Source organism: Streptomyces sp. NPDC005374 (assembly GCF_042872225.1).
Lineage (GTDB): Bacteria > Actinomycetota > Actinomycetes > Streptomycetales > Streptomycetaceae > Streptomyces.
Map to the genome: position 1 here is coordinate 163,282 of NZ_JBIAKA010000010.1, position 23,296 is coordinate 186,577.

The window sequence follows — 23,296 nt, forward strand, 5'->3', positions numbered from 1 at the left end:
TCTGATGGGCGGCTGCGCGGTCGGGCGGGGGAAGAAGGCAGTACAGGCTTTCTGAACCAAACGCTCATGACGGCACAGGCAATTGAGCGGACGGGCGCGAGGTGACACACCGGCGGGTCGGCGCGGTCCGCACCGGACTCGAAGTGCCGGACAGGCGGTCAGCCAGAACCCTGAGGGGTGTCACCCCGTCACGTCCTGGCGGTCTAGTCGAGTGTCGTTGTGGAGCCGGACGGCGACCAGGCGGGTGTGTCGATCGGCGAGTAGTGCGTGTCCTTGCGGTCCAGCCGCACCATACGGCGGCCGGCGCGCTCCTGGACCACCTCGGCGTCGAGCGGCGCCTCGAACGCGTTGTCCACGACGGTGTATTCGGCGGCGAGTCGTCCCACCGGGGCGATGGCACCGAAGTCGATCCGGCCGCCCACATAGAGGTCATCACGGACGTAGAAGCGCTCCACGTTGCCCCAGACGACGTTGTTGAGCCCGTCGGGCGCCGAGAAGATGTGCTCGACGGTGCACTCGAAGGCGATGGGCGCCCCCTTGATACGCGGCGGACGAACGGCTTCGGACGGCACCTTCTCGAGCCCGACCGCGTCGAACTCGTCGACGTCGGGCTCGAACTCGAAGGCGCTGAGGTTGAGCCCGTTGATCTGCGGCAGGGTGGCCATGTTGGTGACGAACTCGCCGGTGTCCCGGATGTTGACGAAGCTGTCCTTGAGCGTGGCCCCGTCCGAGCGTGGCTGAATCGACAGCGAGATCCGGGGCGGCTTGCGCCCGACGACCGTGAAGAAGGAGATGGGAGCCAGGTTGCCCACGCCTTCGGTGGACAGGGTGCTCACCCAGGCGATGGGGCGGGGGATGACGCTGCCGATGAGCAGCTTGTAGGCGGACTTCGCGTCCAGGTCGGCCGAGTCGATGATCATGTGGTGTCCCTTGGCGGTGAGTGTGGGGGGAGAGTTGCGGGTCAGCGGCCCTTGAAGGGCAGTACGGGGCGGGGGTGGCCCTCCTTGAGGGCCTTGGCGGCGGAGTCCAGGCCGTCCTTGACGTCCTCGGTCTCGTAGAGGGGGACGGCGAGGTCGAACAGTTGCTGGTCGGCGGACGGGATGCCGCCGGTGGCCCAGGCGCGCAGCAGCGCCTTGTGCACGACGTGCGCCCGAGTGGGTCCCGCGGCGATCTTTTGGGTGAAGGCCTCGGCTTCGGCGCGCAGTTGGTCGTCGGGGACGACGCGGTTGATGACGCCGGCCTCGGCCATGACCGTGGCGGGTACCTGCTCGGAGGTCAGGGCCCATTCGTAGGCGCGGGCCCGGCCGGCCCGTTCGGCCACGCGGTGGATTCCGCCGAGGAGGGTGACGATGCCGAGCGACTGCTCGGGATGGCCGAAGCGGGCGCTCTCGCCGGCGAGGATGATGTCGGCGCGCAGCGCGAGTTCGAAGCCGCCGCCGAAGCACAGCCCCTGGACGGCGGCCACGACCGGGAGCCGGAGCTGTTCGAACCGGTTGATCACGCTCATGATCTGGTCGAAGTCGGCTCGCAGGCTGGTGCGTTCGGCGTCGAGCCAGGGCCGGAAGTCGCCGCCGTAGCTGAAGTCGGGTCCCTCGGCCCGCAGTAGGACGGCGCGGGCCGGGCTGCGGGTGATGGCGTCGACGGCTTCGCTGAGTTCCTGGGTGAACTCGGGTGCCAAGCGGTTCTGCGGGGGGTTGTCGAGGACGATCGTGGCGACGTCGCCGTCGAGGGAGTGGGTGAGAACGGACATGGGACTTCCTTGGCTCGGGACAGTGCGGACGGGGTCGCCGTCGGTCAGGTGAGGTGCTTGCCGGACCAGTCCAGGGCGGACTGCGCGGCTATGGGGGACTGCGTGCTGCACGGGGCGAAGTGGCCACCGCCGATGAACGTCAGCCGCTCGGGTTCCAGGGCTCGTTCGTGGGCCGTCAGCGCGAGGTCGGTGGGGATGAGGTGCTCGTTGTGGCCGACGAGCATGAGGGCAGAAGTCGACCGCGGCCTGCGTGCGGCGTGGGTGCCTGGGACACGGCGCGCTGCGGCGATCGGCGTCGCCGACTCGCCGGAGGGGTCGGCGAACAGCAGAACGCGGGCTTCGCGGACCACGCCGCCGTACCCGTGGGTCGGGGTGACGGCCGGGTGCGATGCGGGGGTCTGCGGGATGTACGGCAGAGCCGCAGGGGCAGACCTCGGCCTGTCCTGCCGCCCGGTCCCGCGGTGGCAGGGGGAGCCTCCTGGGGGCGCTGGGGGGCCGGACGAGCTCATGAGCGACACCCTTCCTGTGGCTGCGTCACCAATCAAGATGAAAGGACCTTACTCCTTTAGCTCCTTTCACTTCAAGGGGGAGGGAGTGTCGTACCCTGAGCCAGTGGCCAAACGTCACGGTCATGTCGGTAGAGCCGGACGGTCAGCGAAAGGGAGGCGGGGTCATGGTGTGGTCCGCGTCCACGCGGTACGAGGTCGAACCGGCGCCGGTCGGGCTGGCGCTCGTGCACGACCTGCTCAACACCATTTCCGCCGGCCGACCCCGGGCGGCCGATCTCCTGGACGACCTCTCCGACGCACAGGCCTGGGTCGATCAGGCGCTGGACTGCTGGGCGCATGAGAGGGGGCAGGTCGCCGCACAGGTCTCTCTGGCTGAGAGTGATCTCGAGGAACTGCGCGGCCTGCGTGCAGAGTTGCGGCGGCTTCTCGCCTCACGAAACGAAGACGGTACGGACGCCGACGACCAGACTGTTGCGCCAGCCGTTCATGTCGCGGCCGCGGCCGTGCGGATGGACCGCAATGGACGGGCCGTCCTGGAGCCTCGCGGCCAGGGCTGGAGGTATGTGGCCGCCCTGATGCTCCTCGAGGTGTTCCAGGCTCAGCAGGCAGACACCTGGCGCCGACTCAAGATCTGCCGCAATGCGCGCTGCACAACGGCGTTCTTCGACCGCTCCCGCAACAACAGCGGTGTATGGCACTCCACCAAGACCTGCGGCAACCCTGAGAACCTGCGTGCCCACCGGGCCCGTCAGCGTGTCCGTACCGGCGAGCTGTAGAAGCCGTCCGGCTCGGTCGCCAGGCGGGGGCCTCCAGTGAAATCGGCACGGTGAGTCTGCCCCTTGCGATGGCGAGCACAGCTTTCGCTTGCGCTGAAATAAGTAAAAGTCATACGGTTGTTGCCTCCTGGGAGGGCTCCGGCGAAAGGCCGACGCGTATGACGTCGTCGTGGCCCCGCTCGATGACGTCAGGACTCACTACTCGGTCCGGGCCTGTCGGCCCGTGACGCCGCGACAGCGGCCTGGAGGTTGAACACATGGCATCCGAGACGCAGCGACCGCCCACCCATTCGTCCGGCGAGGACTCGACGACAGGTGGGTCCTCCGCCGGTGACGGTATCCGTCGCCGGACGATTCAGGCGGGCGGTCGGGAGGTTCCGATCCTGGAGGCAGGCAGTGGGCCCCTCGTCCTGTGCCTCCACGGTTTTCCCGACCATGCAGGCTCCTGGGCAGGGATGCTCGACCGCCTCGCACAGGACGGCTACTGGGCGGTCGCTCCCGCGCAGCGCGGGTACTGGCCGGACGGCGCGGCGCCCGACGGCTCCTATCGCGCATCAGCGACCGGGCAGGACGTCCTGGATCTGATCGAAGCACTTGGGCGCGATCGGGCGGATCTCATCGGTCACGATCTCGGCGCCCGGGCGGCGTACGCGGCAGCGAGCCTTGACGCGACACGGGTCCGCAAGCTTGTCGGCATGGCGGTTCCGTACGGGCCGCAACTGCGAACCGCCTGGCTCACCGACGGCGAACAGCAGCGACGCAGCTGGTACATGTTCTTCTTCCAGACAGCCCTGGCGGAGCCGGCCGTCGAGTTCGACGACTTCGCCTTCATCGACCGGCTCTGGCGGGAGTGGTCGCCCGGCTACGAGCTGCCGGATGCGGAACGTGCCGCGCTCAAGGAAACCCTCCGTGCGCCAGGAGTCCTGACCGAGATCCTCGGCTACTACCGCCAGCTGTTCGCACCCCCCGCCGATGAGGCGTCGCGAGCCATGGAGGGCCGGGCGAGCAGGGCCATCACCGTCCCGTCGCTGTACCTCCACGGGGCCGACGACCACTGCTTTTCCGTGCGGGTGAGCGACGGCATGGACGCCGTCTTCAAGAACGGCCTCGAACGCGTCGTCGTACCCCGTGCCGGACACTTCCTCCACCTTGAGCAGCCCAAGCAGGTCGCCGATTACATCCTGAGCTTTCTGAACAACTGACCCATCACTCTTGCTTCTCTGTCGGCCTGTTGGTCTTCGCCGACATCTCCGCGTACGAGCAGACGTACATGATCTTCGAAGGTGACCGCAGTCGGCAACGCCGCGGGAGCTGACCGCCGAGCACGCCCGGCTGATGGACCGCGCCCGCCGGTGCCAGTCGACTTCACGGGCCGCTGACCTGGCGGGCGTGCGCGTCACTCGTCCAATGCGTCCGCCGACCGGTTCTCTCCTGGCGCTCCTCCTGGACCCTGGTGTCCGAAGGCGCGCAGAAGGAAGGGCAGTACTCGGTCGGCGGTCTCCGCCGCGGTGGCGGGGTCGACCTGGTTCGGCGGCAGAGGGGTGAGGAAGAACCTGCTCATCATGGGACCGATCACCAGATCGCCGAGCAGGTCGGCGTGCTCCACCGGCGGGATCTCACCCCGGTCCACCGCACGATGCGTTATCTCCTCCATGCGTTGGCGCACTGGCACCATGAAGGCGTTCGTGAGTGCCTCGGCCAGGGAGGGGCTGTACGCGGCCTCGCCGATCAGGGTGCGCAGCACCCCTCCCTCGTTGCCGGTCAAAGAAGCCGCCTTGTCCCGGAGCAGGGCGCGCAGGTCACCTTCGAAGGTGCCGGTGTCCGGCTGTGCCGTCAGTTCCTTGGCGTAGGCAGCGGCGGCATCGACGACCATGACCTCTTTGGACGGCCAGCGGCGGTAGAGGGTGGCGGTGGATACTCCGGCGCGGGCGGCTACGGCGCCGGTGGTGAGCCCGCTGTAACCACTCTCGGTGAGCACAGCCAGAGTCGCGTCCAGCAGCGCACGGTCGCGGGAGGCGTCGCGGGGGCGCCCCCGGCGTGCTGGTGTCCCGGTCATCAGACGGCTCCCGAAGAGATCCGGCGGCACACGTGGGCGGTGGAGCTGACGGGACGGACGGGCCGCCGTACGGACCGTTGAGTAAGGGTGCGGTAGGTCACATGGCAAAGCATACAAGCAAGCGAAACGAAAGGCTTTCGTTTCGTATATGGTTCTGGACATGGACACCAACGCACCCACCGGCGGGCAGCCGGACATTGCCGTCACCACGGCGCCTGCGGCGGAGACCGTCGCGCGACTGCGGGCCACGTTCAACACCGGCCGCACCAAGCCCGTCGCCTGGCGCAAGCAGCAGCTGCAGGCGTTGAGGAGTCTGCTGACGGAGCATGCGGACGTGTTCGTCCAGGCGCTGCAGGCTGACCTCGGCAAGAGCGCGACCGAGTCGCGCATGACGGAAATCGGCTTCCTCGTCAGGGAGATCGACCACACCCTGGGTCATCTCGACCGGTGGCTGCGTCCGAAGAGAGCCTCCGTGCCCTTGTCGCTCGTGCCGGCCCATGCCTGGACCGTGCGTGAGCCGCTGGGTGTCGTACTGGTCATCGCCCCCTGGAACTACCCGGTCAATCTGGCGCTGGCGCCGGTCATCGGTGCCCTGGCTGCCGGCAACGCGGTCGTCCTCAAGCCCAGCGAGGTCGCCCCCGCGACCTCGGCCGTGCTCGCCCACTGGCTGCCCCGGGTCCTGGATCCGCAGGCGGTGGCGGTTGTCGAGGGAGGCGTGCCGGAGACGACCGCCCTGCTGGAGCAGCGCTTCGACCACATCTTCTACACCGGCAACGGCGCGGTCGGGCGCATCGTCATGACCGCCGCGGCCCGTCATCTCACTCCGGTCACCCTGGAGTTGGGCGGCAAGAGCCCCGCCGTCGTCGAACCCGGCGCCGACCTCGCGGTGGCCGCCCGCCGCATCGCCCTGGGCAAGTTCATGAACGCGGGCCAGACCTGCGTCGCACCCGACTACGTGCTGGCGATAGGTGAGGCGGGCGCCGAGCTGGAGGCGCACCTGACGCAGGCGGTCCGCGAGATGTACGGCACCGATCCGGCCAGCAGCAAGGACTACGGCCGCATCGTCAACGAGCGCCACTTCGACCGGCTGGCCGGCCTGCTGAACGACGGCCGGACCGTCGTGGGCGGCGACCACGACCGCGACACCCGCTACATCGCGCCGACCGTGCTGGCCGACGTCGACCCCGACTCCCCGGTGATGCGCGACGAGATCTTCGGCCCCGTCCTGCCCATCGTCCGGGTCCCCGACCTGGACGCGGCGATCGCCTTCATCGCCGAACGGGACAAGCCGCTGGCCCTGTACGCCTTCACCGCGTCCAAGCAGTCCAAGCGGCGCCTGACCGCGGAGACGTCCTCCGGCGGCCTGGCCTTCGGCGTCTCGCTCCTCCAGCTCGGCGCGCTCGACCTGCCCTTCGGTGGTGTCGGTGAGAGCGGCATGGGCCGCTACCACGGCTCGTACTCCCTGGACACTTTCAGCCATCTCAAGGCCGTCCTCGACAAGCCTCTCAAGCCGGACACGCTGGGCGTGGCCACCCCGCCCTACACCCCCTTCAAGGACCGCATCCTGCGACGCATCGCGTGAGCCGGATCAGCGATGAGCAAGGGCGCGCGGTCGACGTGATCACCGCCCCGCAGCCAGGGATGACGACCCTGATCGTCCCGACCATCGCCGAGGCGGGCTCCGAGCCTGCCTCGGCAACGGATGAGCACCTGATGACGGTCGCAAACCGTCGCAAGGATTGAAAGGAGAAGGGGTGGAGGCGCCCGCAAGGGCACCGTGTCCCCGACCGCCATGAACAAGACCGGCCGACCCGTCCGCGGTCGCCCAGACCCGCAAGGACGCGTTGGCTCAGGTCGAGGCCTGGGGGCTGGAGGACGCCGCCTTCGTCACCGAGCTGGTCGTCAGCGAACTCGTCACCAACGCCATCCGGCACGGGGAACCTCCGATCCAACTCCGCCTGATCCACGACAAGACCCTCATCTGCGAGGTGTCGGACGGCAGTAACACAGCCCCGCACCTCCGACGCAGGATGCGGTGGTCGCCTGGCCAAGGCCGTGACCTTGTTCGGCCAGGGCGCGCAGGACGGGGCTGACGAAGGCGCCCGTACCGCCCGTGGTCCGGAACGGTACGGCGGTGACGTGCTCGGCGACGGCGCAGCGGGAGGTGAGCATCGCGCGGGGTATCTGAAGGACCACCGAGCGGAACGGGCGATCGAAGCGGAACACATAGGGGTGGGCGCTGTCGACGATGGCGAAGTCTCCGGGTCCCATTTCGGCGGCTCGGTCGTCTTGCCGGAGCCTGGCCGATCCCTCGGTGAGCAGCGTCAGGAAGAAGTCCTCTCCTGCCGCCCTCCTGACCAGGTCAGGCGTACGAGCGGCCTGATGCGGATCCGTCCGCATGGTGCTGACCAGCAGCCCGCCCGTCACCTGGGCGACAGCGGACGCAGCGAAGCCGTGCTTACCTGGGACGGGAGCCGTGTCGGGCACGAATTGCTGCGACCGGCTTCGACGTCCCCTTTCGAGCCGGCGAGGTCGGCCCACTCAGGCTTTTGGCCCAAGGGATGGAATCCGTTGCACGTGACTCAACGGTCCGCCGCCCGAAGCAGCCCTCGCCGAACTCGTTCACACAGTCAGGTGGCGTGGGCGGCTAGGCGGGCGGCGACGCACGTTGGGAGGCGCGGAAGGCCAAGGGGGTGCGGCCGGTGTGGCGTTGGAAGAACTTGCCGAAGTGGGTGGCGCTGGTGAAGCCGAGGTGGGCCGCGATGGTGGAGGCTGGTTCGGTGCCGTGGGCGAGGAGTCGCTTGGCCTCCAGTGCGAGGCGCTGGTCGAGGTAGTCCTTGGCGCTGAGGCCCGCCGCGGCCTGGGTGGCGCGGGTGAGGGTGCGGGTGGAGTAGCCGAGTTCGCGGGCGTAGTCGTCGATGCGATGGGTGCGGGAGAAACCTCGTTCGACAGCGTCACGGAAGCGTAGGAAGGGCTCGGGGGCGGATTCCGCGGCCTGGCCGTGCTGTTGCAGGTGGGCCAGGCGCAGGAGTACGACGTCGAGCAGGCGGTGCAGCAGGGCGGTGTGCACCGGCAGCGGATGGCGGTCCGCCTGGGAGAACTCCGCGGCCAGTTGCTCGGCGGCAGCTGCCAATACCGGGGCCTCCGAAGGATCGGGGCTGTACAAGGGCATCGGGGCAGTGCCGGTGCCCAGTCCGGCCAGTTCCGCGGTCTCGGGGGCGACGAAGTCCTCCTGGAAGAAGATCAGGATGGCCTCGACCTGGTCAAGGTTCTGCCACTGGTGCACCTGGCCGGGCCGGATCCACAGCCAGGAACCGGGCGGCAGTACGTACCCGGTGAAGTCGACGCGGTGGCGCAGGGTGCCGGCGGTGACCAGCATCAGGCCGTGGAAGTCCTGCCGGTGCGGGGTGGCGATGTGCCAGGGCCAGTCACGGGTGCGGTCGCGGAAGTCGGCCAGGGTCATGACCTCCACGCCCGCCGGGGTTCCGGCCGGCGGATGGAAAACCACCTTCGGCAGTCCCGTCTCCCGCCGACCGGACTTCTGCTGTGCTTGTCGCCTGTGGACCATCACGAGACCGCAGCGTACCTCGCTGGAACTCCGGTTCCGTCCCAGTATGGAGTTGTTCCAGGGGTGCGGGCCCGTAGGCATGGAAAGCCGGCCGTGTCCGTTGCGGCCGATGGCCGACCGCGAGCCGGCCATCAACAATCCGCCCCTTCCCGCGTCCCCTCATCACCGCTCATCCGCATTCCGACAGGAGCACAGTCATGCACGGCACCCTCACGGTCATCGACAAGGGCCAGGTCCGCATCCACAGCTACGTCTCGCCCGAGGACGGCCTGGGCGTCACCACCCAGCTGGTCGAGACGCCGTCGCGGATCATCGCCGTCGACGCGCAGTTCGTTCTGGCCTACGCCGACGAGGTCGTCGCCTACGCCAAGAGCCTGGGCAAGCCGCTCGACCGCCTCGTCGTCAGCCACGCGCATCCGGACCACTACCAGGGCGCGGCCCGCTTCGGTGTCCCCGTGCACGCGCTGCCGGAGACCACCGCGGAGATCGTCGCCATGGGTACCAAGACGGACCTGCCCACCGGCGCCGAGATCCCGCTCGCCGACATGACTCCGACCGTGGAGATCACCCCGGGCACCGAGGTCATCGACGGCATCCCGTTCGTGTTCGAGAAGGTCACCGGCGGCGAGATCCACACCACCCTCGTGATCAAGCTGCCCGAGCAGGGTGTCCTGGTCGCTCAGGACGTCGTCTACAACCACACCCACCTGTGGTTCCTGGACAAGGACTTCGACGGCTGGCAGGCCAACATCGACCGCTTCGCGGCCGAGACCGAGTACGACACCATCCTGCCCGGCCACGGCGAGCCGACCACCCCGGCCGTCTGGGCCGAGCTCACCGACTACGTCAACGCCGGCCGGGAGCTGCTCGGTGACGACGGCGACGCCTACAAGAAGGCCATCACCGAGCGCTACCCCACCTACCAGGGCGCAGCCCTCATCGACGTCGCCAACGCCTACATGTTCGGCCCCAAGAACTGAGTCCGCTCCGTCCTTCCAGCACATCGCCACGTCCGCCCTGCTGGGCGCCGCGACCGTACCCGCCTTCGCCTCGCCGCCCGTCAGCGCGGGTCACGTCATCGGGCACGTCGACGGCGGCGCCCGGCTCGACTACCAGAAGACCGTTGCCGTACGCGTCCTCAAGGAGGCGTTCGAGCGGGGTGACACCGAGGTCGTGGACAGGTTCGTGCGGGCCGACTACATCCAGCACAACCCCCTCGCGTCCAATGGCGCCGAGGCGTTGAAGAACTTCGCTGCCGGGTTGCATCAGCAGTTCCCCGACACCAAGTACGACGTCAAGCGGGTCATCTCCGAGAACGACCTTGTCGTGGTGCACTCCAACCTCGTACTGACGCCGCGAAGTCGAGGCTTGGCCGTATTCGACATTTTCCGGTTCCAGGACGGCAAGATCGCCGAGCATTGGGACACCCTGCAAGATGTCCCCGGCAGCAGTGTCAACGGCAACGACATGTTCTCCACCATCAGTCGGCCGCAGACCGGGCAACCTGGTCCGCGCGGGCTCACCGCCTCCAACAAAAAGCTCGTCACCAAGGCGTTCGACCGGCTCATCGTCGACAGGGATCTGTCCGCGCTCGACACGTACTGGAGCGCCGGGTACCACCAGCACCATCCCGGCATCGCGGATGGTCTGGCCGGTGCGCGAGACGGCCTCGGGGCGTACTTCCGGGTGTTCCCGGAACTGGCCGTCTCCCGCAAGCGGGTTGTCGCCGAGGGGGATCTGGTCGCCGTCCACAGCCACTACGTGAACGCGCCCGGCGAGCGCGGGCAGGCCGTCGTGGATCTGTTCCGGGTGCAAGGCGGGAAGATCGTCGAGCACTGGGACGTGCTTCAGGACGTGCCGGCCACGTCCGCCAACGACAACACGATGTTCTGAATCTGAGGGGCGTCCAACGAAGACAGAACACCCCCTGACGGCCCTCAGCGAGCCGCCCATCAGTCCGTCCGTGTGTCCCGACTTCTCTGGGGGAGTGAGGCTGTCGTAGTGGTGTGCACCTCGGGTTTGTGCAGCTCAGCCACTCGTGGTCGAACTCTAGCTAGTGCAACAGCTGTTGTGCTATCGCTGGTTGGAGTGTCTCTGATGGCAACTGAGCTTGACTCTGTCGGGGATCTTGGGGTTTCGCCGTGCGACTGCATGATCAGCGGGCATGCTCGGGTAGTTCCGATTGCCGATTGCCGATTGCCGATGCAGCTGTCGCGGTGCTCGTTGTCCCCCCGTTCCGGTGAGTAAGTCCCGCCTCTGACTGCGCAGGTCGGGTGGGCGAGCAACCCGGACGGAACGACGGCGATATGGGTGCGCGGCCGCCTTGATGGGCTGTGGCGCGACGAGGACTTACCTGCTCAGGCGTGGGCAGGTCCAGCCCGACCGCACCCGCCCCGGGCGCGGTCGGGCCATTAATCCGACCCCCCTATGTGCCGTGTCTCGCCAGTACCGGCCTGCCCCTCACACCGACGGCTTCATGAGTTCAAGCTCCGCAGATGATGCGGTAGCAGTCGGCCGCGAGTTCCATCTGCTCGTCCGGGTCAGCCACCATCGTGAAGAGGACCAGCTGGGCGCCCGCTTCGATCACTTCCTGCACACCGCGGACGCATTCCTTAAAAGCCCGGGCTACTGCGACGTCTTCGAGACTCCGGTTGCCGTAGTCCGTCCGGAGCTCGTTGGCGACGTGTTTGCGGGCCCTGTCACCCTTGTCGTCCACGCCGATGTACGCGATGGGGAAGTCGGGTCTGCCCCTGGAGCGCACGATCTCCGCCTGCTCGGCGAACTTCTCGGTTGCTTGTCGAGCCCACGCCGAAGCAGCCGTCACCAATGAGATCGTTTCATCTGGAACTCGCAGGCCGGGCCGCTGGTGTGGGTGGAGATGGACGCGCTCGTGCTGGTCTCGGACGTGATCATTAGCAGGTGATCGTCTGTCATGGACGGGTTCACGGGTACTGGGGTGTCCGCCCGAGGCGTCTCGTAGGTTCCGCGGCGGGAGGGAGGTGCATGGTGGACGTCCATGCTGCCGATGATCGGCCAGGGACATGCCATCACCTGCCCGTCATCGAGGCAGCCCGGTCGGGTCGTCCCATCTGATCCAACCTAGGGAAGAGCACCTCGGGGTTGTGTGCGCCGCATCCATCGGGAATGTAGGTAATCGTTGTTGTTTGGGGAGCGTTTCGAGGTGGTCTGCCGATGGTTGTCAGGCCACAGCAGCCGACGTAGTTCGGTCGTGGTGGATCGGTCCGTTGGTCTGGGCGAGGGGGAGGGCGGTGCCTCCGCGGCGTTCGGCGACGAACTCCGCCGCGATGGCCACGGCTGTCTCCTCGGGGGTGCGAGCGCCGAGGTCGAGACCGATGGGCGAGCGCAGGCGCGCCAGTTCCCCTTCAGTCAGGCCGACTTGGCGAAGCCGAGCGAGTCTCTCCGTATGAGTGCGACGCGAGCCCATCGCGCCCACGTAGCCGACGGGTAGCCGGAGAGCGACTTCCAGCAGAGGCACATCGAACTTCGGGTCGTGAGTGAGGACCACGACGATCGTGCGGGAGTCGACCTCGGTTGATGTGAGGTAACGGGACGGCCAGTCGACGACAACCTCGTCGGCGTCGGGGAACCGGGCTTGCGTGGCGAACACCGGGCGTGCGTCGCAGATCGTCACCTGAAAGCCCAGGAACTTACCGAGCGTTGCCACTGCGGCTGCGTAGTCGATCGCGCCGAAGATGAGAAGCCTCGGCTTGGTCGCGTACGACTGGATGAAGACCTGCCTGCTGGGATGGCAGCGAGCCGACCAGATGCCGGTCGCGCCGCCGTCCAACATGGCTCTCGCCTGTCCGACCACTTCGGCGTCGAGGTCTGGCAGGCCAGTGGTGCCGTGGACCCGCTCGGGCCAGACTGCGAGGGTCGCGCCCGAATCGTCCAGAAGGCGTGCAACGGCTACCGGAGACGTGCCGAGGGCTGCCTCGACGACCTCCGGTGAGGGGGCGGGCTGCACGAACACCTCGATGGTGCCTCCGCAGGTCAGGCCCACGGCGAACGCGGTGTCGCCGGAATAGCCGAAGCTCTCGCGCACCGCCACACCGGTCTGCATGACCTCGTGGCACAGCTCGTACACCGCGCCTTCGACGCAGCCGCCCGACACACTGCCCACCGCCTCGCCGTCCTCGGCGACGGCCATGGCGGCACCGGGCTGTCGCGGAGCGCTGCTGGCCACTGCGATGACGGTAACCACGGCATACTTCACGCCCGCGCGGTTCCAGGCTCTGAGTCGTTCGGCGATTTCGCGCATGAAGTGCTCCTTGGGTGATCCCGAGAACCGTCGAAGCGGGGCAGTGGCGATGCGGCCGACGATCGGCACGCCGAGTACGTGGGCGGCGCACGGATCTCGGGAAGTTTGTCCTTCCCGGCCTTCGGAAGGGCGAAGGCCGGGACGCCGTTGCTGGGCCGGCGATGATGCCGGCGACAAGTTAGACGAGTTTGTCGGGGGTGATGGGGAGTTCGCGGATGCGTCTGCCGGTTGCGTGGAAGACGGCATCCGCGACAGCCGCGTCGACGCCGGTAGCGCCGATTTCACCGATGCCCTTGCCTCCGATCGGGCTGGCGTGCTCGTCGACCTCGTCGATGAACGCGACGTCGATGTCGGAGGGGATGTCGGCGTTGACGGGCAGCGCGACGCCGGCGAGGTCCTTGGAGAGCCAGCGGCCCAGATGCTCTTCGTGGCGGCTGGCTTCCATCGTCGCCTTGCCCCAGCCCCAGACGATGCCGCCGAGGATCTGCGCGCGGGCGGTGCGTGGGTTGAGGATCCGTCCGACGCTGTAGCGGCCGACGGCCCGGCGCAGTCGCAGGATCCCGAGGTCGGGGTCGAAGCCGATCTCCACGAAGACCGCGCCGAAGGTGTGCAGCGCGTACTCGGTGTCCTGCGGCGTGAACGAGCCGGCACCTACCAGCTCCTGAGCGCCGGCTGCTTGCATCGCCGTCGCCATGGCATCGGCTCCCGGCGCCTCTTCCAGTGGGTGCCCGGAGCGTTCGCGGAGCTTTGCCAGAACGTCCTTGGCGGCGCTCATCACGGCGGCGCCGACACCCATGGTCGACGACGACCCGAACGTCGGGCCGGCTTCTGGGAGATTGGTGTCGCCGATCTCGCACCGAACCTGGTCGGGCGTGAGCCCCAGCACGTCACACGCGATCTGAGTCATGATCGTCACGATGCCGGTGCCGATGTCCTGTGTGCCGGACTGGATCACCGCCCGGCCGTCTGCCAGCAGGCGCACTTGCGCGCCGGCGCCGAACCGAATCGTGCCCATGGCGCAGTCGGCCATGCCCTGGCCCACCACCCACGGTCCGTCGCGCTCGGGCTTGTTCGGACGTCGCCGCCAGCCGAAAGCGCGTGCGCCCTGTTCGTAACACTCGCGCAGCTTCTTCGACGACCACGGCCGGCCAGTGAAGGGATGTACGTCGGCGTGGTTGGCCAGGCGCAGGTCGATGGGGTCGATCTGCAACTGCGCCGCGAGTTCGTTCATGGCGCTTCCCAGCGCCCACAGCCCGGTCCCTTCGAGTGGTGCCCGCATCGCAGTGCCCAGGTTGATGTTGGCGCGCTGTACTCGCTGGCTCACCCGGATGGCCGGTGCCGCATACATGGTCCGGGACGCCAGGGTGGCGTACTCGACGAAGTCGTCGTCCACCGATGTCACGTTGACCGACTCGTGCTCGATCGCCGCCAGGCGTCCGCTGTCCGAGGCTGCCAGAGACACGGTCTGCACCATCTGCGGCTGGTAGGGGATGATGCTGTACATCTGCGCTCGCGACAGGGCGATCCGCACGGGGTGACCGCTGATCCGCGCCGCCACTGGGGCGAGCATTTCGTGGGGCCAGACAACGCTCTTGGCACCGAAGGCGCCGCCGGTGTGCGGCGAGCGCACCCGCACCTGCTCCGGAGCGAGGTCGAACAGCGCGCACATCACCATGCGTACGCCGTAGGACCACTGGGTCGAGTCGACCACGGTCAGCGTGCCGTCGCGCCATTCGGCGAGGGTTGCTGAGGGCTCCATCGGGTTGTGGTGACGCGAAGGCTGGACGTAGGTCCCCGTGTGACGCGCCTGCGCCCCGGCGACCGCCCCCTCGACATCGCCCTTCTCGGCATCCGTCCCGTGGGACAGGTATCCGCTCTCACGCGGCACCACGGCCCCAGCGCGTTCCCCACCGGGGTGGGCCACGAATGGTTTCGACTCGATGTCCGCGCGCACCAGTGACGCGGCGTACTCGGCGGCTTCGAGCGTCTGGGCCAGCACGATCGCGATCGGCTCGCCCTCGTAGTGGATCTCGTCATCCTGCATCGGCATGCGGGACGACCCCGCAACCGGCACCGGAGGAACGCCGAGCTTCGGTATCTCGGCATGCGTGAGTACGTGCGACACGCCAGGCACTGCCAGCGCGTCATCGGCGTCGATCCCGCGCACCCGTCCTGCCGGGACCGATGCGCCGACCAGAACCCCGTAGAGCATGCCTTCTGCGACATGGTCCGCCGTATAGAGCGCGGTACCGGTCACCTTCGCGAAACCGTCCTGCCGCGGCAGTCCGGTCCCTGATCCCGCACTGTTCATGAACGCACTCCCGCCGCCGTTATCAGTGCACGCCGCATGGCTCCGCGGGCGATCGCCAGTTTGTAGGCGCTGCCGGGGACAGGTCGGGCCTGAGCGAGTGCCGCTTCGATCGCGCCGGTCACAGCGTCGTCACCGGGCGCGAGGCCCACGACCCGGTGCTCGGCCTCGGCCAGGCGCCAGGGGCGCATCGCGACCGACCCCAGCGCGATCCTCGCGCTGTCGATCACGCCGTCGTCGCGCAGCCGCAACGCCACCGCCGCCGACACGATCGCGTATTCATACGACTCGCGCTCGCGGACCTTGACGTAGGCCGAATGCGGTGCGGGGGCGCCCAGTTCGATCGCCTCGATCAGCTCACCTGGTTCGAGCACCGTGTCGCGGTCGACGCCGTCGGCCGGCAGCACGTGGAACTCCATCACCGGGATGCGCCGCCCGCCGGTGACGGTGCGAGTGATCACGTGTGCGTCCAGCGCGGCGAGTGCCACAGCAGGGTCGGACGGATGGGTGGCGATGCAGTCGTCCGTCCAGCCGAACAGGGCGTGGCGGTCGTCGTGGCCCTCCTGGGCCGCACATCCCGAGCCCGGTACGCGCCGGTTGCACGGCGTCGGCTCTTCTGAGCGGAAGTAGGCGCATCTCGTCTTCTGGAGGAGGTTGGCGCCGATCGTGGCGAGGTTGCGCAGCTGGGCGGAGGCCGACTTGTGGATCGCCGTCCTGAGCGCCGGCCAGTCACGGGCAACGCTCGGGTGGGCTGCGACGTCGTTGAGTCGCACGAGGGTGCCGATGCGCAGTCCGCCGCCAGGCAGCGGCTCGATCCGGTCGAGGCCGGGGATGCGGGAGATGTCGACCACGCGGTCAGGCACGGCGATACCGAGGCGCAACCAGTTGATCAGCTCGGTCCCGCCGGCAAGTACGGCGGTCCCCGGCGTGTGCGCCGCGTCCAGCGCCTCGTCGAATGTCGTGGCGCGGGCGTAGGTGAGCGGGATCATCAGCTCGGAACCCTCTCGTTCTCGGACGCCGCGGCGGCCTGGACAGCTTCAACGATCTGCGGGTACGAACTGCAGCGGCAGATGTTCCCGCTCATCCACTCGCGGATCTCGTGCTCGTCGTTCGTGTGGCCCTCTGCGATGCAGGCGACAGCAGAGAGCACCTGGCCAGGCGTGCAGAACCCACACTGGAACGCGTCGCAGTCGATGAACGCGCGCTGGACCGGGTGCAACTGCTCACCGTCGGAGAGACCCTCGACAGTCACGACTTCGCGCCCATCCACGGCCGCCGCAAGCACAAGGCACCCGTTCACACGGCGGCCGTCGAGCAGCACCGTGCACGCGCCGCACTCGCCGCGGTTACAGCCCTTCTTCGCGCCGGTCAACGCGACGTGCTCGCGCAGCAGATCGAGCAACGAGGTCCGCGCGTCAACCGCCTCAAGGTGGGTGTCGACGCCATTGACGCGAAAACGAAGATCGATACGGTCGGTGAACTTCAACGCCGTCATCGGACATCACCCAACAGAACCGACGTCGCGCCTATGGTGTTCGAGCAGCTCATGGCCAACTCCGTTGTCTCGATAGAGGAACTGCGGGGCGGTGCCACATACGCGAAGCCCCTGCATGTCAGGAAAGTCGCCGGCGATTCAGATGGACGCCCCCACACTCCCCAGGCGGGCCCATGCGCGTTGACTGCGGAGTTGCCGGCCAGGCCCCAGCCGCGCAGGACCGGGATACGCGGTTTTCCTCACCATCTCGCGAGGTCAGCCCCCATCCGTGCTCGGGATCGGCGGCCCGCGCCCGGTCCCGCAGCGCGTCCGACGAGCGCCGGGAGTGTGCACGAGCCGACTCCGGCAGCGCTGCGGTGGATCGGGGTTATTCGCTCAGGCGAGCAGAAAGAACGGGGCAGTCCGAGTCGAAGATCAAGGGCGGGCCGCCCGCCCTTGATCCCTACGGCCGGTTCTCTTCTCAGGCCCGTGCGAACGAACCCTTGTGGTCTTGTGCCCACTCCCGGTATGTCCGCGCCGGCCGGTGCAGCACCTCCCGTACGTCCTCCGTCACGATGTCGCTGCAGCCCTCTCGGATGTAGTCGGCGGCGTCCGCGAATGCTTCGTCGATGCCCATCGCGCGCATGCCCTCGCGTGCCTCGGCCGCCGACAGGTCGAGCCTCTCGACCGGGTGCCCGAGGACATCGGCGAGTACTCGGACCTGCTCAGGGACGCTCAGTGCCTCCGGGCCGGTCAGCGTGTACGTCCGTCCCGTGTGCCGCCCGTCGAGCAGCGCCTCGACGGCCACCGCGGCGACGTCCCGCGGGTCCACCAGAGCCTGCTTGCCATCGCCGTAGGTGTTGGGCACGGGAGCGCCCTCTCGTACGGCGGACGCCCAGGCCAGCGTGTTCGAGGCGAAGGATGTCGGGCGCAGGATCGTCCACTCAAGCCCGCTGTCCCGTACGGCCTGCTCGCCGGGCACGTGCCAGGTGCCGAACGGGCCGACGGCCGGGTCGCCGGTGCCCAGAGAGGAGAGCTTGACGATACGGCGCACGCCTGCCGCCCGCGCCGCCTCTACCAGGCCCCTGTCATGGTCGGCGTCGTCGGGCCCGAAGGCCCCGATCAGGAAGGCGGCCTGGGCCCCCTCCATCGCCGCCGTCACCGAGGCCCGGTCGCGATGGTGTCCGCGCGCCGCCTCCACTCCGGCGGGCACCTCGGCCTGCGCCGGGTCCCGGGTCAGAGCGCGCACCTTCTCGCCGCGCGCCGCGAGCTGCCGTACTACTTCACTACCGATGGTGCCGGTGGAACCTGTCACAACGATCATGCCTCCACTGTGCGCGGCCCGGGGACATGGTCTATAGGAAATTCCGGCACAGCTGCGAAGCAGTGCGTGTGTGCCCGCGACTACAGTGGAGGGGTGAGTTCCGCCCGCCACGCCACGACCTCTCTGGCCGAGCGTGCCCTGCCCCTCCCCGAGGTAGTGCGCGCCTGGTTGGACAGGGCCGCCCTCGTGTCGATCGTCGGTCGGCTGCAGGGGCGGCCCATCGTTCATTTCCCGGATACGGCGACGAAACTGGTCGTGCGCGTCGAGGAGAACGGCCGCCGTGAAGCCGTCGTCATCGGTCCTCGCATCCACGCCTCGTACCACACGGGCGAGCCACTCCGGTCCTTGGTGCAGCTACGCCTGGCACCGGGCACGGTCAGGCCCCTGCTCGGTGTGCCCGCCGTACAACTGCTCGGCCGCATCACCCCGCTCGGCGAACTGCCGTCCCCGGCGGCGCGTCGGCTGGCGGTCGAGCTGCCCCGCATGGACGCCGACCACATCATGGATCATGTGGCGGACGTACTCCCCAGCCGCCTCGCCGAGACCGCCGACACCTCCCACACCGAGTTGCTGCGGACCGGCGTCGACGCGATGACCATCCGGCCGGGCCGCGTGCCCGGGCAGGTGCGGGAGGTGGCACGCGATCTCGCCATCAGTGAGCGGCATCTGCGCAACCTGTTTACCGAGGGCGTCGGCCTCTCCCCCAAGCGCTATACCCGCATCGACCGCGTACGCGCCGTGCTGGCCGCCGCCGACTACTCCTGGGCTGAACTGGCCGCCCTCACCGGCTACTACGACCAGTCCCACATGACGTCCGACTTCCGCACCTTGATGGGCGTGCCGCCCCACTCGTACGTCACCGGTCACCTCCCAGGTGCCGGGCCCTGCCAAGCCCTCACCGGGTTGTGAGAGGGCGCGGCGAGCCCGGCGGGACGTACGCCGACACCGCCGACGCTCTGCCGCGGATAGCGTCAGCGGGCCTGGTTCAGTGCCCGGGTCAGTTCTCGGTCAGCCGCCCGCGCGGCATCAAGTTCCTCGGTTCGCTCATCGAGCTGGCCTCTTATGTCGGCCAGGTCTTGTTCGAGCAACATGATGAGGCGTTGAAGCTGGTCGATGTCGGCGGACGCACCAAGGCCGGATTCCTGCCATGCGGTTTCACCGAGGCTCTCGGAAGACGCTTCTCCAACAGGCGGACCCGGACTGTCAGCCGCCTGTTCCGCTCCAGTGCGTTGCTCAGGTCTGCCCGCAGCGAGGCCCGGCTGACGGCCGCGATCCGGCCCTCTTTTGGCGGGGCTGCTGCGGCGGCGTGGACGCGTTCGAGGAGGTCGCGGTGTCGGTAGAGGTAGGTGCGGTCCACTCATGCCGCGCGGGCCAGTCCGGAGACGGTGATGTCCTGGTCGCTGCGCAGCAGGGCATCGAGGGCTTTGAGGAAGCGTTCGCGGCGGCGGGCCGAGTCGGCCCGCCACCCGTCGGTCATGCTGGTCATCCGGTTCTCTCCGGGCGAAGGTCGGGCAGGGGCTGGCGGACGCGCGGCATGCCCAGGGAGACGCCGCGGCTGCGGCGGACCAGCGCGACTGCCTCGCGAATCTGGGCCCGGTCCTCGTCGGTGAGCTCGTCGAGGTCCTGGCGCACCCGCTGGACCAGGCGGCGGATCCGGGCGATCTCGTCGTCCGATGGTGTGGCCTCGGCCGTGGCCCAGGGGTCGGCGTTGGCGAAGGCGGCCAGACGTTCACGGTTGCGCAGCAGGTCGGCCAGGTATGCCTCTAGGTCGGGGAGGTAGGAGACGTCGGTGCGGGGAAGTGTCCGCAGCCCACGCAGCGGAAGCGCACGGGGCAGTCGTGGCCGCCGGCGGCAACGTTGGAGGGTTCGGTGCAGGTGCCGTAGGGGACTTGAACGGACCGATGGCGCGGCGGGCGTGTTCGGAGTCAAGCAGGGTGTTGGCCTGGCGCCAGACGCGTGGGCCGTGCCGGTCGAACTGCATGGAGGTGACCCGCTCGACCGCTTCGCCCACGCGAAGCCCGCGAGAACACCTCTGGCCGGGCGACTTCGGGCTCTGCTCTCGGCGACCGAGTGGATGTCGGAGTCGACTCGTTTCGCCACGCCCTTGCCGGAAGTGGAGCCGAATCCGCAGGACGCACGTCCGCAGCGTCAGGGCTCGCCTTGCGGACGTGGGACCTGCCGGGCCGCGTTCCTGAACTGGATCGGGCTCTGTCCGGCTCGGGACTGGAAGTATTTGCTGAAGTTGGTGGCACTGCTGAAGCCGAGGTGTGCGGCAATACGGACGGCGGGCTCGTCGCTGTGGGCCAGGCGGCGCTTGGCCTCCAGCATGACTCGTTCGTCAATGAACCCCTTGGCGCTGGTGCCGACCGCGGATGCGGTTGCCCTCGTGAGCGTGCGCGGGGAGTAGCCCAGGTTTCTGGCGTAGTCAGCGACCTCACGGGTTTTGGTGAAGTCACGCTCGACCGCCTCGCGGAATCGGCGGAAGGTGTCGCTGTCATCCGTGCTGGAAAGCCCACCCGGCTGGTGGCCAGCCGGAGCACCAGCACGGACAGCAGATGTCGCAGGACGGCGATGTGCACGTCGAGCGGACTGCCGCCGACGGCACCGAACTCGTGACAGAGGTGCTCGATCGCCAGATCGACGCCGTGGTCGTCGGCCGCGTCGTACTGCACCGGGCTGCCCGGCGTCTCCAAACGCGCCGCGACCACCGTGGCCGGATCGAGGAAGTCGCTTTCGAAGAGCACGAGATGCCCCTCGACCTCGCTCAGGTCCCCCCACCTCTGGACCTGCCCCGGACGGACCCACAACCAGCTACCGGGGATCGCGTCGTACGTGGTGAAGTCGACCTCCTGTTTCAGCGTCCCGCTGACCGTGGTGATGAGGTGGTGGAAATCGGGGCGCTGCGGCGTGACCCCGCCGCCCCCACGCCGCCGGAACTCGGACAGTGACATCACCTCGACGCCGGCCGGAGTGCCGACGCGCGCGTTGAAGTCCACCACACCGCCGTCGACCGGTGGGTCGCCGCCGACTACCGCCAGCACAGCTCGGCCGCGCCTGACGGCCCCGAAGGCCTGCGCGGGCTGATCGGGTCACTCACCGACGACGTCCGTCACGAGGTCGCACGGGTCATCGCCGAGGGCGACCTGGTCGCGGTACACGGCGTCTACTACGGCTTCGGCCCGGACCCGATGGTCGCCTTCGACCTGTTCCGCGTCGCCGACGGCAAGCTCGCCGAGCACTGGGACGGCCACACCCCCCAGATCGCCAAGACCGTCTCCGGCCGCTCGCAGGTCGACGGCCCGGCAGAGGCCAGCGACCTCGACAAGACTGACGCCAACGGTGCCGTGGTCATCGAGTTCGTCGAGAAGGTCCTCAAGGGTCAAGACTTCTCCGTGCTGACCGACTTCGTCTCCACCGAGCAGTACGACCAGCACCACCCGGAGATCGCTGACGGGCTTGACGGGCTCGGCGCCGCCATGGCGGCCTGGGCCGAGCAGGGCAAGAAAGTCGTCTACGGGACGATTCACCGGGTGATCGCCGAGGGCAACTTCGTGTTGGTGGTCGGCGAGGGCGTGTTCGATGTTCCGGTCGCGTTCTGGGACCTGTTCCGTGTCGCCGACGGCAAGATCGTCGAGCACTGGGACATCGTCCCCGCCATCCCGGAGACCCTGCCGCACGACAACGGCCTGTTCTGATCGCCGGCCCCGAAAGATGACGGCGACGGGCACACCCGCCCAGAGAGGAACCGATGGTGGCACCGGTGACCCGGTGCCAGCCGCCGACCTCGACGGCCAAGCCGAAGGCGGTCAGCGTGCTGACCCCGCGCAAACGTCCCCAGCCGCCCCACCACCGGCGCGAACGGCGAGGGAGCGGTCATCTGCTCGATGGCACTCGGACAGACGCCGCCCCCCGATATCCGCCTGCGCCAACAGACCGTCAAACCTGAAGGACCTTCGCGCCAAGGACGCCACCGAGCTGTCCCGGTTACGGACCGACGTCGAGCACCTCGTCCGCGCTGTCGACCAACCGACTGCGCACAACCGGCAGTTGCTCGATGCCCTGTCCCTGCTCACCTCCCCGGTCCGGGCGCTGCCGATGCAGTCACAACCGCACTCGAGCCACTGAGTTCCTGCACGCGTGGTAAGCGCACCGGACGGGTCAGCTGGCCTGCCCAGTGCATGCGGTGGTGTCAGGCGTCGGTGTCGTCGTGGCCAAGGCTGCCGCCCGTTCACGGGTGAGTCGGAGACTGATCAGGTTCGGTACATGCGAGCGTGCTGACTCGGTTCTCCTACTTGCGGCGGGCCGGCCCTGCCACCCCCTGGTCGAGCGTGCCAGCTACAGGTCGGCGAGGCGAAAAGACGACCGGCACGAGCCGGCCCCGGTGTACTGGCTCGTATGACGGGCACCCACACGGTGGACATCGACGGCGGGCTCGCCGAGCTCGATGCCGACAGCCACCGGCCGCTGCGCCTACCCGTCCAGGGACGACCTCCGGTTGCGCGGCTCACGGTGGCCCAACCCTTCGGTCTTGCCCGGGCGCGGCCAGGCGGTTCGGGCCCTGGTCCCTACGCCGGCGAGTGTGGTGGTGCTGGGGGGCGGCCGGTTTCAGGTGGGGCGGCGGATGGCGTGTACGGCGGTGTCGTAGAGGTCGAGCATGTCGGCCTGTCCGCCCAGGCGTACCCATTCCTCGTTGGCCGCCTGCATACAGACGATCGCTGCGGCCGCGATCGCACGGGCTTGCAGGGTGCGGCGGTCGGAGTCGGGCAGTCGCGGCTCGATCAGCGGTGCGAACAGGTCCTGCCAACGGGCCTGTTTCTCGGTGTGTCCGGCACGCAGGGAATCGTTCCCGAACAGCAGCGTGATGAACTCCAGGCGCCCTTCGGCCGTTATGTCGATCTCCTCGAGTACCTGGAACGCCGCGCGCAGCGCCGTCCAGGCGTCCTCGTCGGCCGGGCGCTCGGCGAGGCGTGCGGCGATCAGTTCGCCCTGTTCGTCCAGGCCGCTGAGGGCTAGGTCCTCCTTGTTGCGGAAGTAGTTGAACAGGGTCCGCCGGGAGACACCCGCAGCGGCGGCGACCTCGTCGAGGGTCGTGTTGTCGAAGCCCTTGGCGCCGAACAGCTCGATGGCGGTACGGGCCAGCAGCGATCGGACCACCGAGCGGGTCTGCTCCCGGATGGGGGAGGGGGCCGGTTTCTGAGTCATGCACCGATGGTACGCCGTATCACTTGATGCAGATACTTGCACTCAGTGCA

General features: G+C 68.5%; 25 protein-coding genes and 2 pseudogenes. 11 read left to right on the forward strand and 16 right to left on the reverse strand.

All coding sequences use genetic code 11. From position 1 onward, the window contains the following. Positions 1 to 203 precede the first annotated feature (203 nt). Genes ACFYRX_RS25885 through ACFYRX_RS25895 form a run of 3 tightly spaced genes read right to left on the reverse strand, consistent with a single transcriptional unit; the run spans position 204 to position 2,100 of the window. The gene (locus ACFYRX_RS25885) at positions 204 to 920 is read right to left on the reverse strand and encodes a flavin reductase family protein (RefSeq protein ID WP_389104087.1); all 717 of its coding nucleotides are present in this window, start codon (positions 918 to 920) and stop codon (positions 204 to 206) included. Between the two features lie 41 nt (positions 921 to 961). Continuing rightward, positions 962 to 1,750: an enoyl-CoA hydratase/isomerase family protein gene (locus ACFYRX_RS25890; protein WP_389104089.1), complete on the reverse strand. Its 789-nt coding sequence runs from the start codon at positions 1,748 to 1,750 to the stop codon at positions 962 to 964. A gap of 44 nt (positions 1,751 to 1,794) precedes the next feature. Next, a complete protein-coding gene (locus ACFYRX_RS25895) occupies positions 1,795 to 2,100 on the reverse strand; it encodes a hypothetical protein (protein WP_389104092.1) in 306 nt (101 codons plus the stop codon). Between the two features lie 323 nt (positions 2,101 to 2,423). Here ACFYRX_RS25895 and ACFYRX_RS25900 point away from each other — a divergent pair, with 323 nt between their 5' ends. Continuing rightward, positions 2,424 to 3,035, forward strand: a complete 612-nt coding sequence (locus ACFYRX_RS25900; RefSeq protein ID WP_389104095.1) for a CGNR zinc finger domain-containing protein — start codon at positions 2,424 to 2,426, stop codon at positions 3,033 to 3,035. 257 nt (positions 3,036 to 3,292) lie between these two features. Next, complete coding sequence (locus ACFYRX_RS25905; RefSeq protein WP_389104097.1) at positions 3,293 to 4,237, forward strand: alpha/beta fold hydrolase; 945 nt, start codon at positions 3,293 to 3,295, stop codon at positions 4,235 to 4,237. A 194-nt stretch (positions 4,238 to 4,431) separates the two neighbouring features. Here ACFYRX_RS25905 and ACFYRX_RS25910 read toward each other — a convergent pair whose 3' ends face one another. Then, a complete protein-coding gene (locus tag ACFYRX_RS25910; protein WP_389104100.1) occupies positions 4,432 to 5,091 on the reverse strand; it encodes a TetR/AcrR family transcriptional regulator in 660 nt (219 codons plus the stop codon). A 160-nt stretch (positions 5,092 to 5,251) separates the two neighbouring features. On the opposite strand from ACFYRX_RS25910, the gene ACFYRX_RS25915 reads away from it, so the two are divergent. From ACFYRX_RS25915 to ACFYRX_RS25925, 3 genes and pseudogenes are all read left to right on the forward strand, one after another. After that, positions 5,252 to 6,673 (forward strand): aldehyde dehydrogenase family protein, encoded by a 1,422-nt coding sequence (locus ACFYRX_RS25915; RefSeq protein WP_389104103.1) that lies wholly within the window; start codon positions 5,252 to 5,254, stop codon positions 6,671 to 6,673. After that, on the forward strand, positions 6,670 to 6,834 hold the full coding sequence (locus ACFYRX_RS25920; RefSeq protein WP_389104106.1) for a hypothetical protein: 165 nt from the start codon (positions 6,670 to 6,672) through the stop codon (positions 6,832 to 6,834). Before ACFYRX_RS25915 ends, ACFYRX_RS25920 begins: the two co-directional genes overlap by 4 nt. A 59-nt stretch (positions 6,835 to 6,893) precedes the next feature. Continuing rightward, positions 6,894 to 7,184, forward strand: a pseudogene (locus ACFYRX_RS25925) (ATP-binding protein); the annotation flags it as partial. On the opposite strand, the gene ACFYRX_RS25930 reads toward ACFYRX_RS25925, so the two are convergent. Continuing rightward, entirely contained in the window at positions 7,069 to 7,578 is a 510-nt protein-coding gene (locus ACFYRX_RS25930) for a hypothetical protein (protein WP_389104109.1), read from the reverse strand. The pseudogene ACFYRX_RS25925 and the gene ACFYRX_RS25930 overlap by 116 nt on opposite strands. A 160-nt stretch (positions 7,579 to 7,738) precedes the next feature. Then, positions 7,739 to 8,659: a helix-turn-helix domain-containing protein gene (locus ACFYRX_RS25935; protein ID WP_389104649.1), complete on the reverse strand. Its 921-nt coding sequence runs from the start codon at positions 8,657 to 8,659 to the stop codon at positions 7,739 to 7,741. Between the two features lie 197 nt (positions 8,660 to 8,856). Here ACFYRX_RS25935 and ACFYRX_RS25940 point away from each other — a divergent pair, with 197 nt between their 5' ends. Then, complete coding sequence (locus tag ACFYRX_RS25940) at positions 8,857 to 9,639, forward strand: MBL fold metallo-hydrolase (protein WP_389104112.1); 783 nt, start codon at positions 8,857 to 8,859, stop codon at positions 9,637 to 9,639. Next, positions 9,530 to 10,552 carry a nuclear transport factor 2 family protein gene (locus tag ACFYRX_RS25945; protein ID WP_389104115.1) on the forward strand — a complete coding sequence of 341 codons (1,023 nt, stop codon included), beginning with the start codon at positions 9,530 to 9,532 and terminating at the stop codon, positions 10,550 to 10,552. The genes ACFYRX_RS25940 and ACFYRX_RS25945 overlap by 110 nt, the downstream gene beginning before the upstream one ends. Positions 10,553 to 11,141: 589 nt before the next feature. Here ACFYRX_RS25945 and ACFYRX_RS25950 read toward each other — a convergent pair. From ACFYRX_RS25950 to ACFYRX_RS25975, 6 genes are all read right to left on the reverse strand, one after another. Further along, positions 11,142 to 11,483, reverse strand: coding sequence for a hypothetical protein (locus ACFYRX_RS25950; RefSeq protein ID WP_389104118.1), 342 nt, complete (start codon positions 11,481 to 11,483; stop codon positions 11,142 to 11,144). Between the two features lie 375 nt (positions 11,484 to 11,858). Next, complete coding sequence (locus tag ACFYRX_RS25955) at positions 11,859 to 12,938, reverse strand: XdhC family protein (RefSeq protein WP_389104121.1); 1,080 nt, start codon at positions 12,936 to 12,938, stop codon at positions 11,859 to 11,861. Between the two features lie 178 nt (positions 12,939 to 13,116). Next, complete coding sequence (locus ACFYRX_RS25960) at positions 13,117 to 15,249, reverse strand: xanthine dehydrogenase family protein molybdopterin-binding subunit (protein WP_389104124.1); 2,133 nt, start codon at positions 15,247 to 15,249, stop codon at positions 13,117 to 13,119. After that, entirely contained in the window at positions 15,246 to 16,235 is a 990-nt protein-coding gene (locus ACFYRX_RS25965; protein WP_389104127.1) for an FAD binding domain-containing protein, read from the reverse strand. Before ACFYRX_RS25965 ends, ACFYRX_RS25960 begins: the two co-directional genes overlap by 4 nt. Continuing rightward, the gene (locus ACFYRX_RS25970) at positions 16,235 to 16,741 is read right to left on the reverse strand and encodes a (2Fe-2S)-binding protein (RefSeq protein ID WP_389104130.1); all 507 of its coding nucleotides are present in this window, start codon (positions 16,739 to 16,741) and stop codon (positions 16,235 to 16,237) included. Before ACFYRX_RS25970 ends, ACFYRX_RS25965 begins: the two co-directional genes overlap by 1 nt. A gap of 460 nt (positions 16,742 to 17,201) precedes the next feature. After that, on the reverse strand, positions 17,202 to 18,044 hold the full coding sequence (locus ACFYRX_RS25975; RefSeq protein ID WP_389104133.1) for an NAD(P)H-binding protein: 843 nt from the start codon (positions 18,042 to 18,044) through the stop codon (positions 17,202 to 17,204). Positions 18,045 to 18,137: 93 nt separating this feature from the next. Here ACFYRX_RS25975 and ACFYRX_RS25980 point away from each other — a divergent pair, with 93 nt between their 5' ends. Continuing rightward, on the forward strand, positions 18,138 to 18,953 hold the full coding sequence (locus tag ACFYRX_RS25980; protein ID WP_389104136.1) for a helix-turn-helix transcriptional regulator: 816 nt from the start codon (positions 18,138 to 18,140) through the stop codon (positions 18,951 to 18,953). 448 nt (positions 18,954 to 19,401) lie between these two features. On the opposite strand, the gene ACFYRX_RS25985 is transcribed toward ACFYRX_RS25980, so the two are convergent. From ACFYRX_RS25985 to ACFYRX_RS25995, 3 genes are all read right to left on the reverse strand, one after another. Next, positions 19,402 to 19,530, reverse strand: a complete 129-nt coding sequence (locus ACFYRX_RS25985; protein WP_389104138.1) for a hypothetical protein — start codon at positions 19,528 to 19,530, stop codon at positions 19,402 to 19,404. After that, positions 19,527 to 19,973: a hypothetical protein gene (locus tag ACFYRX_RS25990; RefSeq protein WP_389104141.1), complete on the reverse strand. Its 447-nt coding sequence runs from the start codon at positions 19,971 to 19,973 to the stop codon at positions 19,527 to 19,529. Before ACFYRX_RS25990 ends, ACFYRX_RS25985 begins: the two co-directional genes overlap by 4 nt. 219 nt (positions 19,974 to 20,192) lie before the next feature. Beyond that, positions 20,193 to 20,663: a helix-turn-helix domain-containing protein gene (locus ACFYRX_RS25995; RefSeq protein WP_389104652.1), complete on the reverse strand. Its 471-nt coding sequence runs from the start codon at positions 20,661 to 20,663 to the stop codon at positions 20,193 to 20,195. On the opposite strand from ACFYRX_RS25995, the gene ACFYRX_RS26000 reads away from it, so the two are divergent. The 3 genes and pseudogenes from ACFYRX_RS26000 to ACFYRX_RS26010 all read left to right on the forward strand — a co-directional run bounded on the left by ACFYRX_RS26000 (position 20,600) and on the right by ACFYRX_RS26010 (position 21,739). Continuing rightward, the gene (locus tag ACFYRX_RS26000; RefSeq protein ID WP_389104664.1) at positions 20,600 to 20,992 is read left to right on the forward strand and encodes a hypothetical protein; all 393 of its coding nucleotides are present in this window, start codon (positions 20,600 to 20,602) and stop codon (positions 20,990 to 20,992) included. The genes ACFYRX_RS25995 and ACFYRX_RS26000 overlap by 64 nt on opposite strands. Before the next feature lie 114 nt (positions 20,993 to 21,106). Then, a pseudogene (locus ACFYRX_RS26005) lies at positions 21,107 to 21,223 on the forward strand (hypothetical protein); the annotation flags it as partial. A 9-nt stretch (positions 21,224 to 21,232) separates the two neighbouring features. Continuing rightward, positions 21,233 to 21,739, forward strand: a complete 507-nt coding sequence (locus ACFYRX_RS26010; RefSeq protein WP_389104144.1) for a nuclear transport factor 2 family protein — start codon at positions 21,233 to 21,235, stop codon at positions 21,737 to 21,739. A 910-nt stretch (positions 21,740 to 22,649) separates the two neighbouring features. Here ACFYRX_RS26010 and ACFYRX_RS26015 read toward each other — a convergent pair. Beyond that, complete coding sequence (locus tag ACFYRX_RS26015) at positions 22,650 to 23,246, reverse strand: TetR family transcriptional regulator (RefSeq protein ID WP_358537432.1); 597 nt, start codon at positions 23,244 to 23,246, stop codon at positions 22,650 to 22,652. Positions 23,247 to 23,296: the final 50 nt, after the last annotated feature.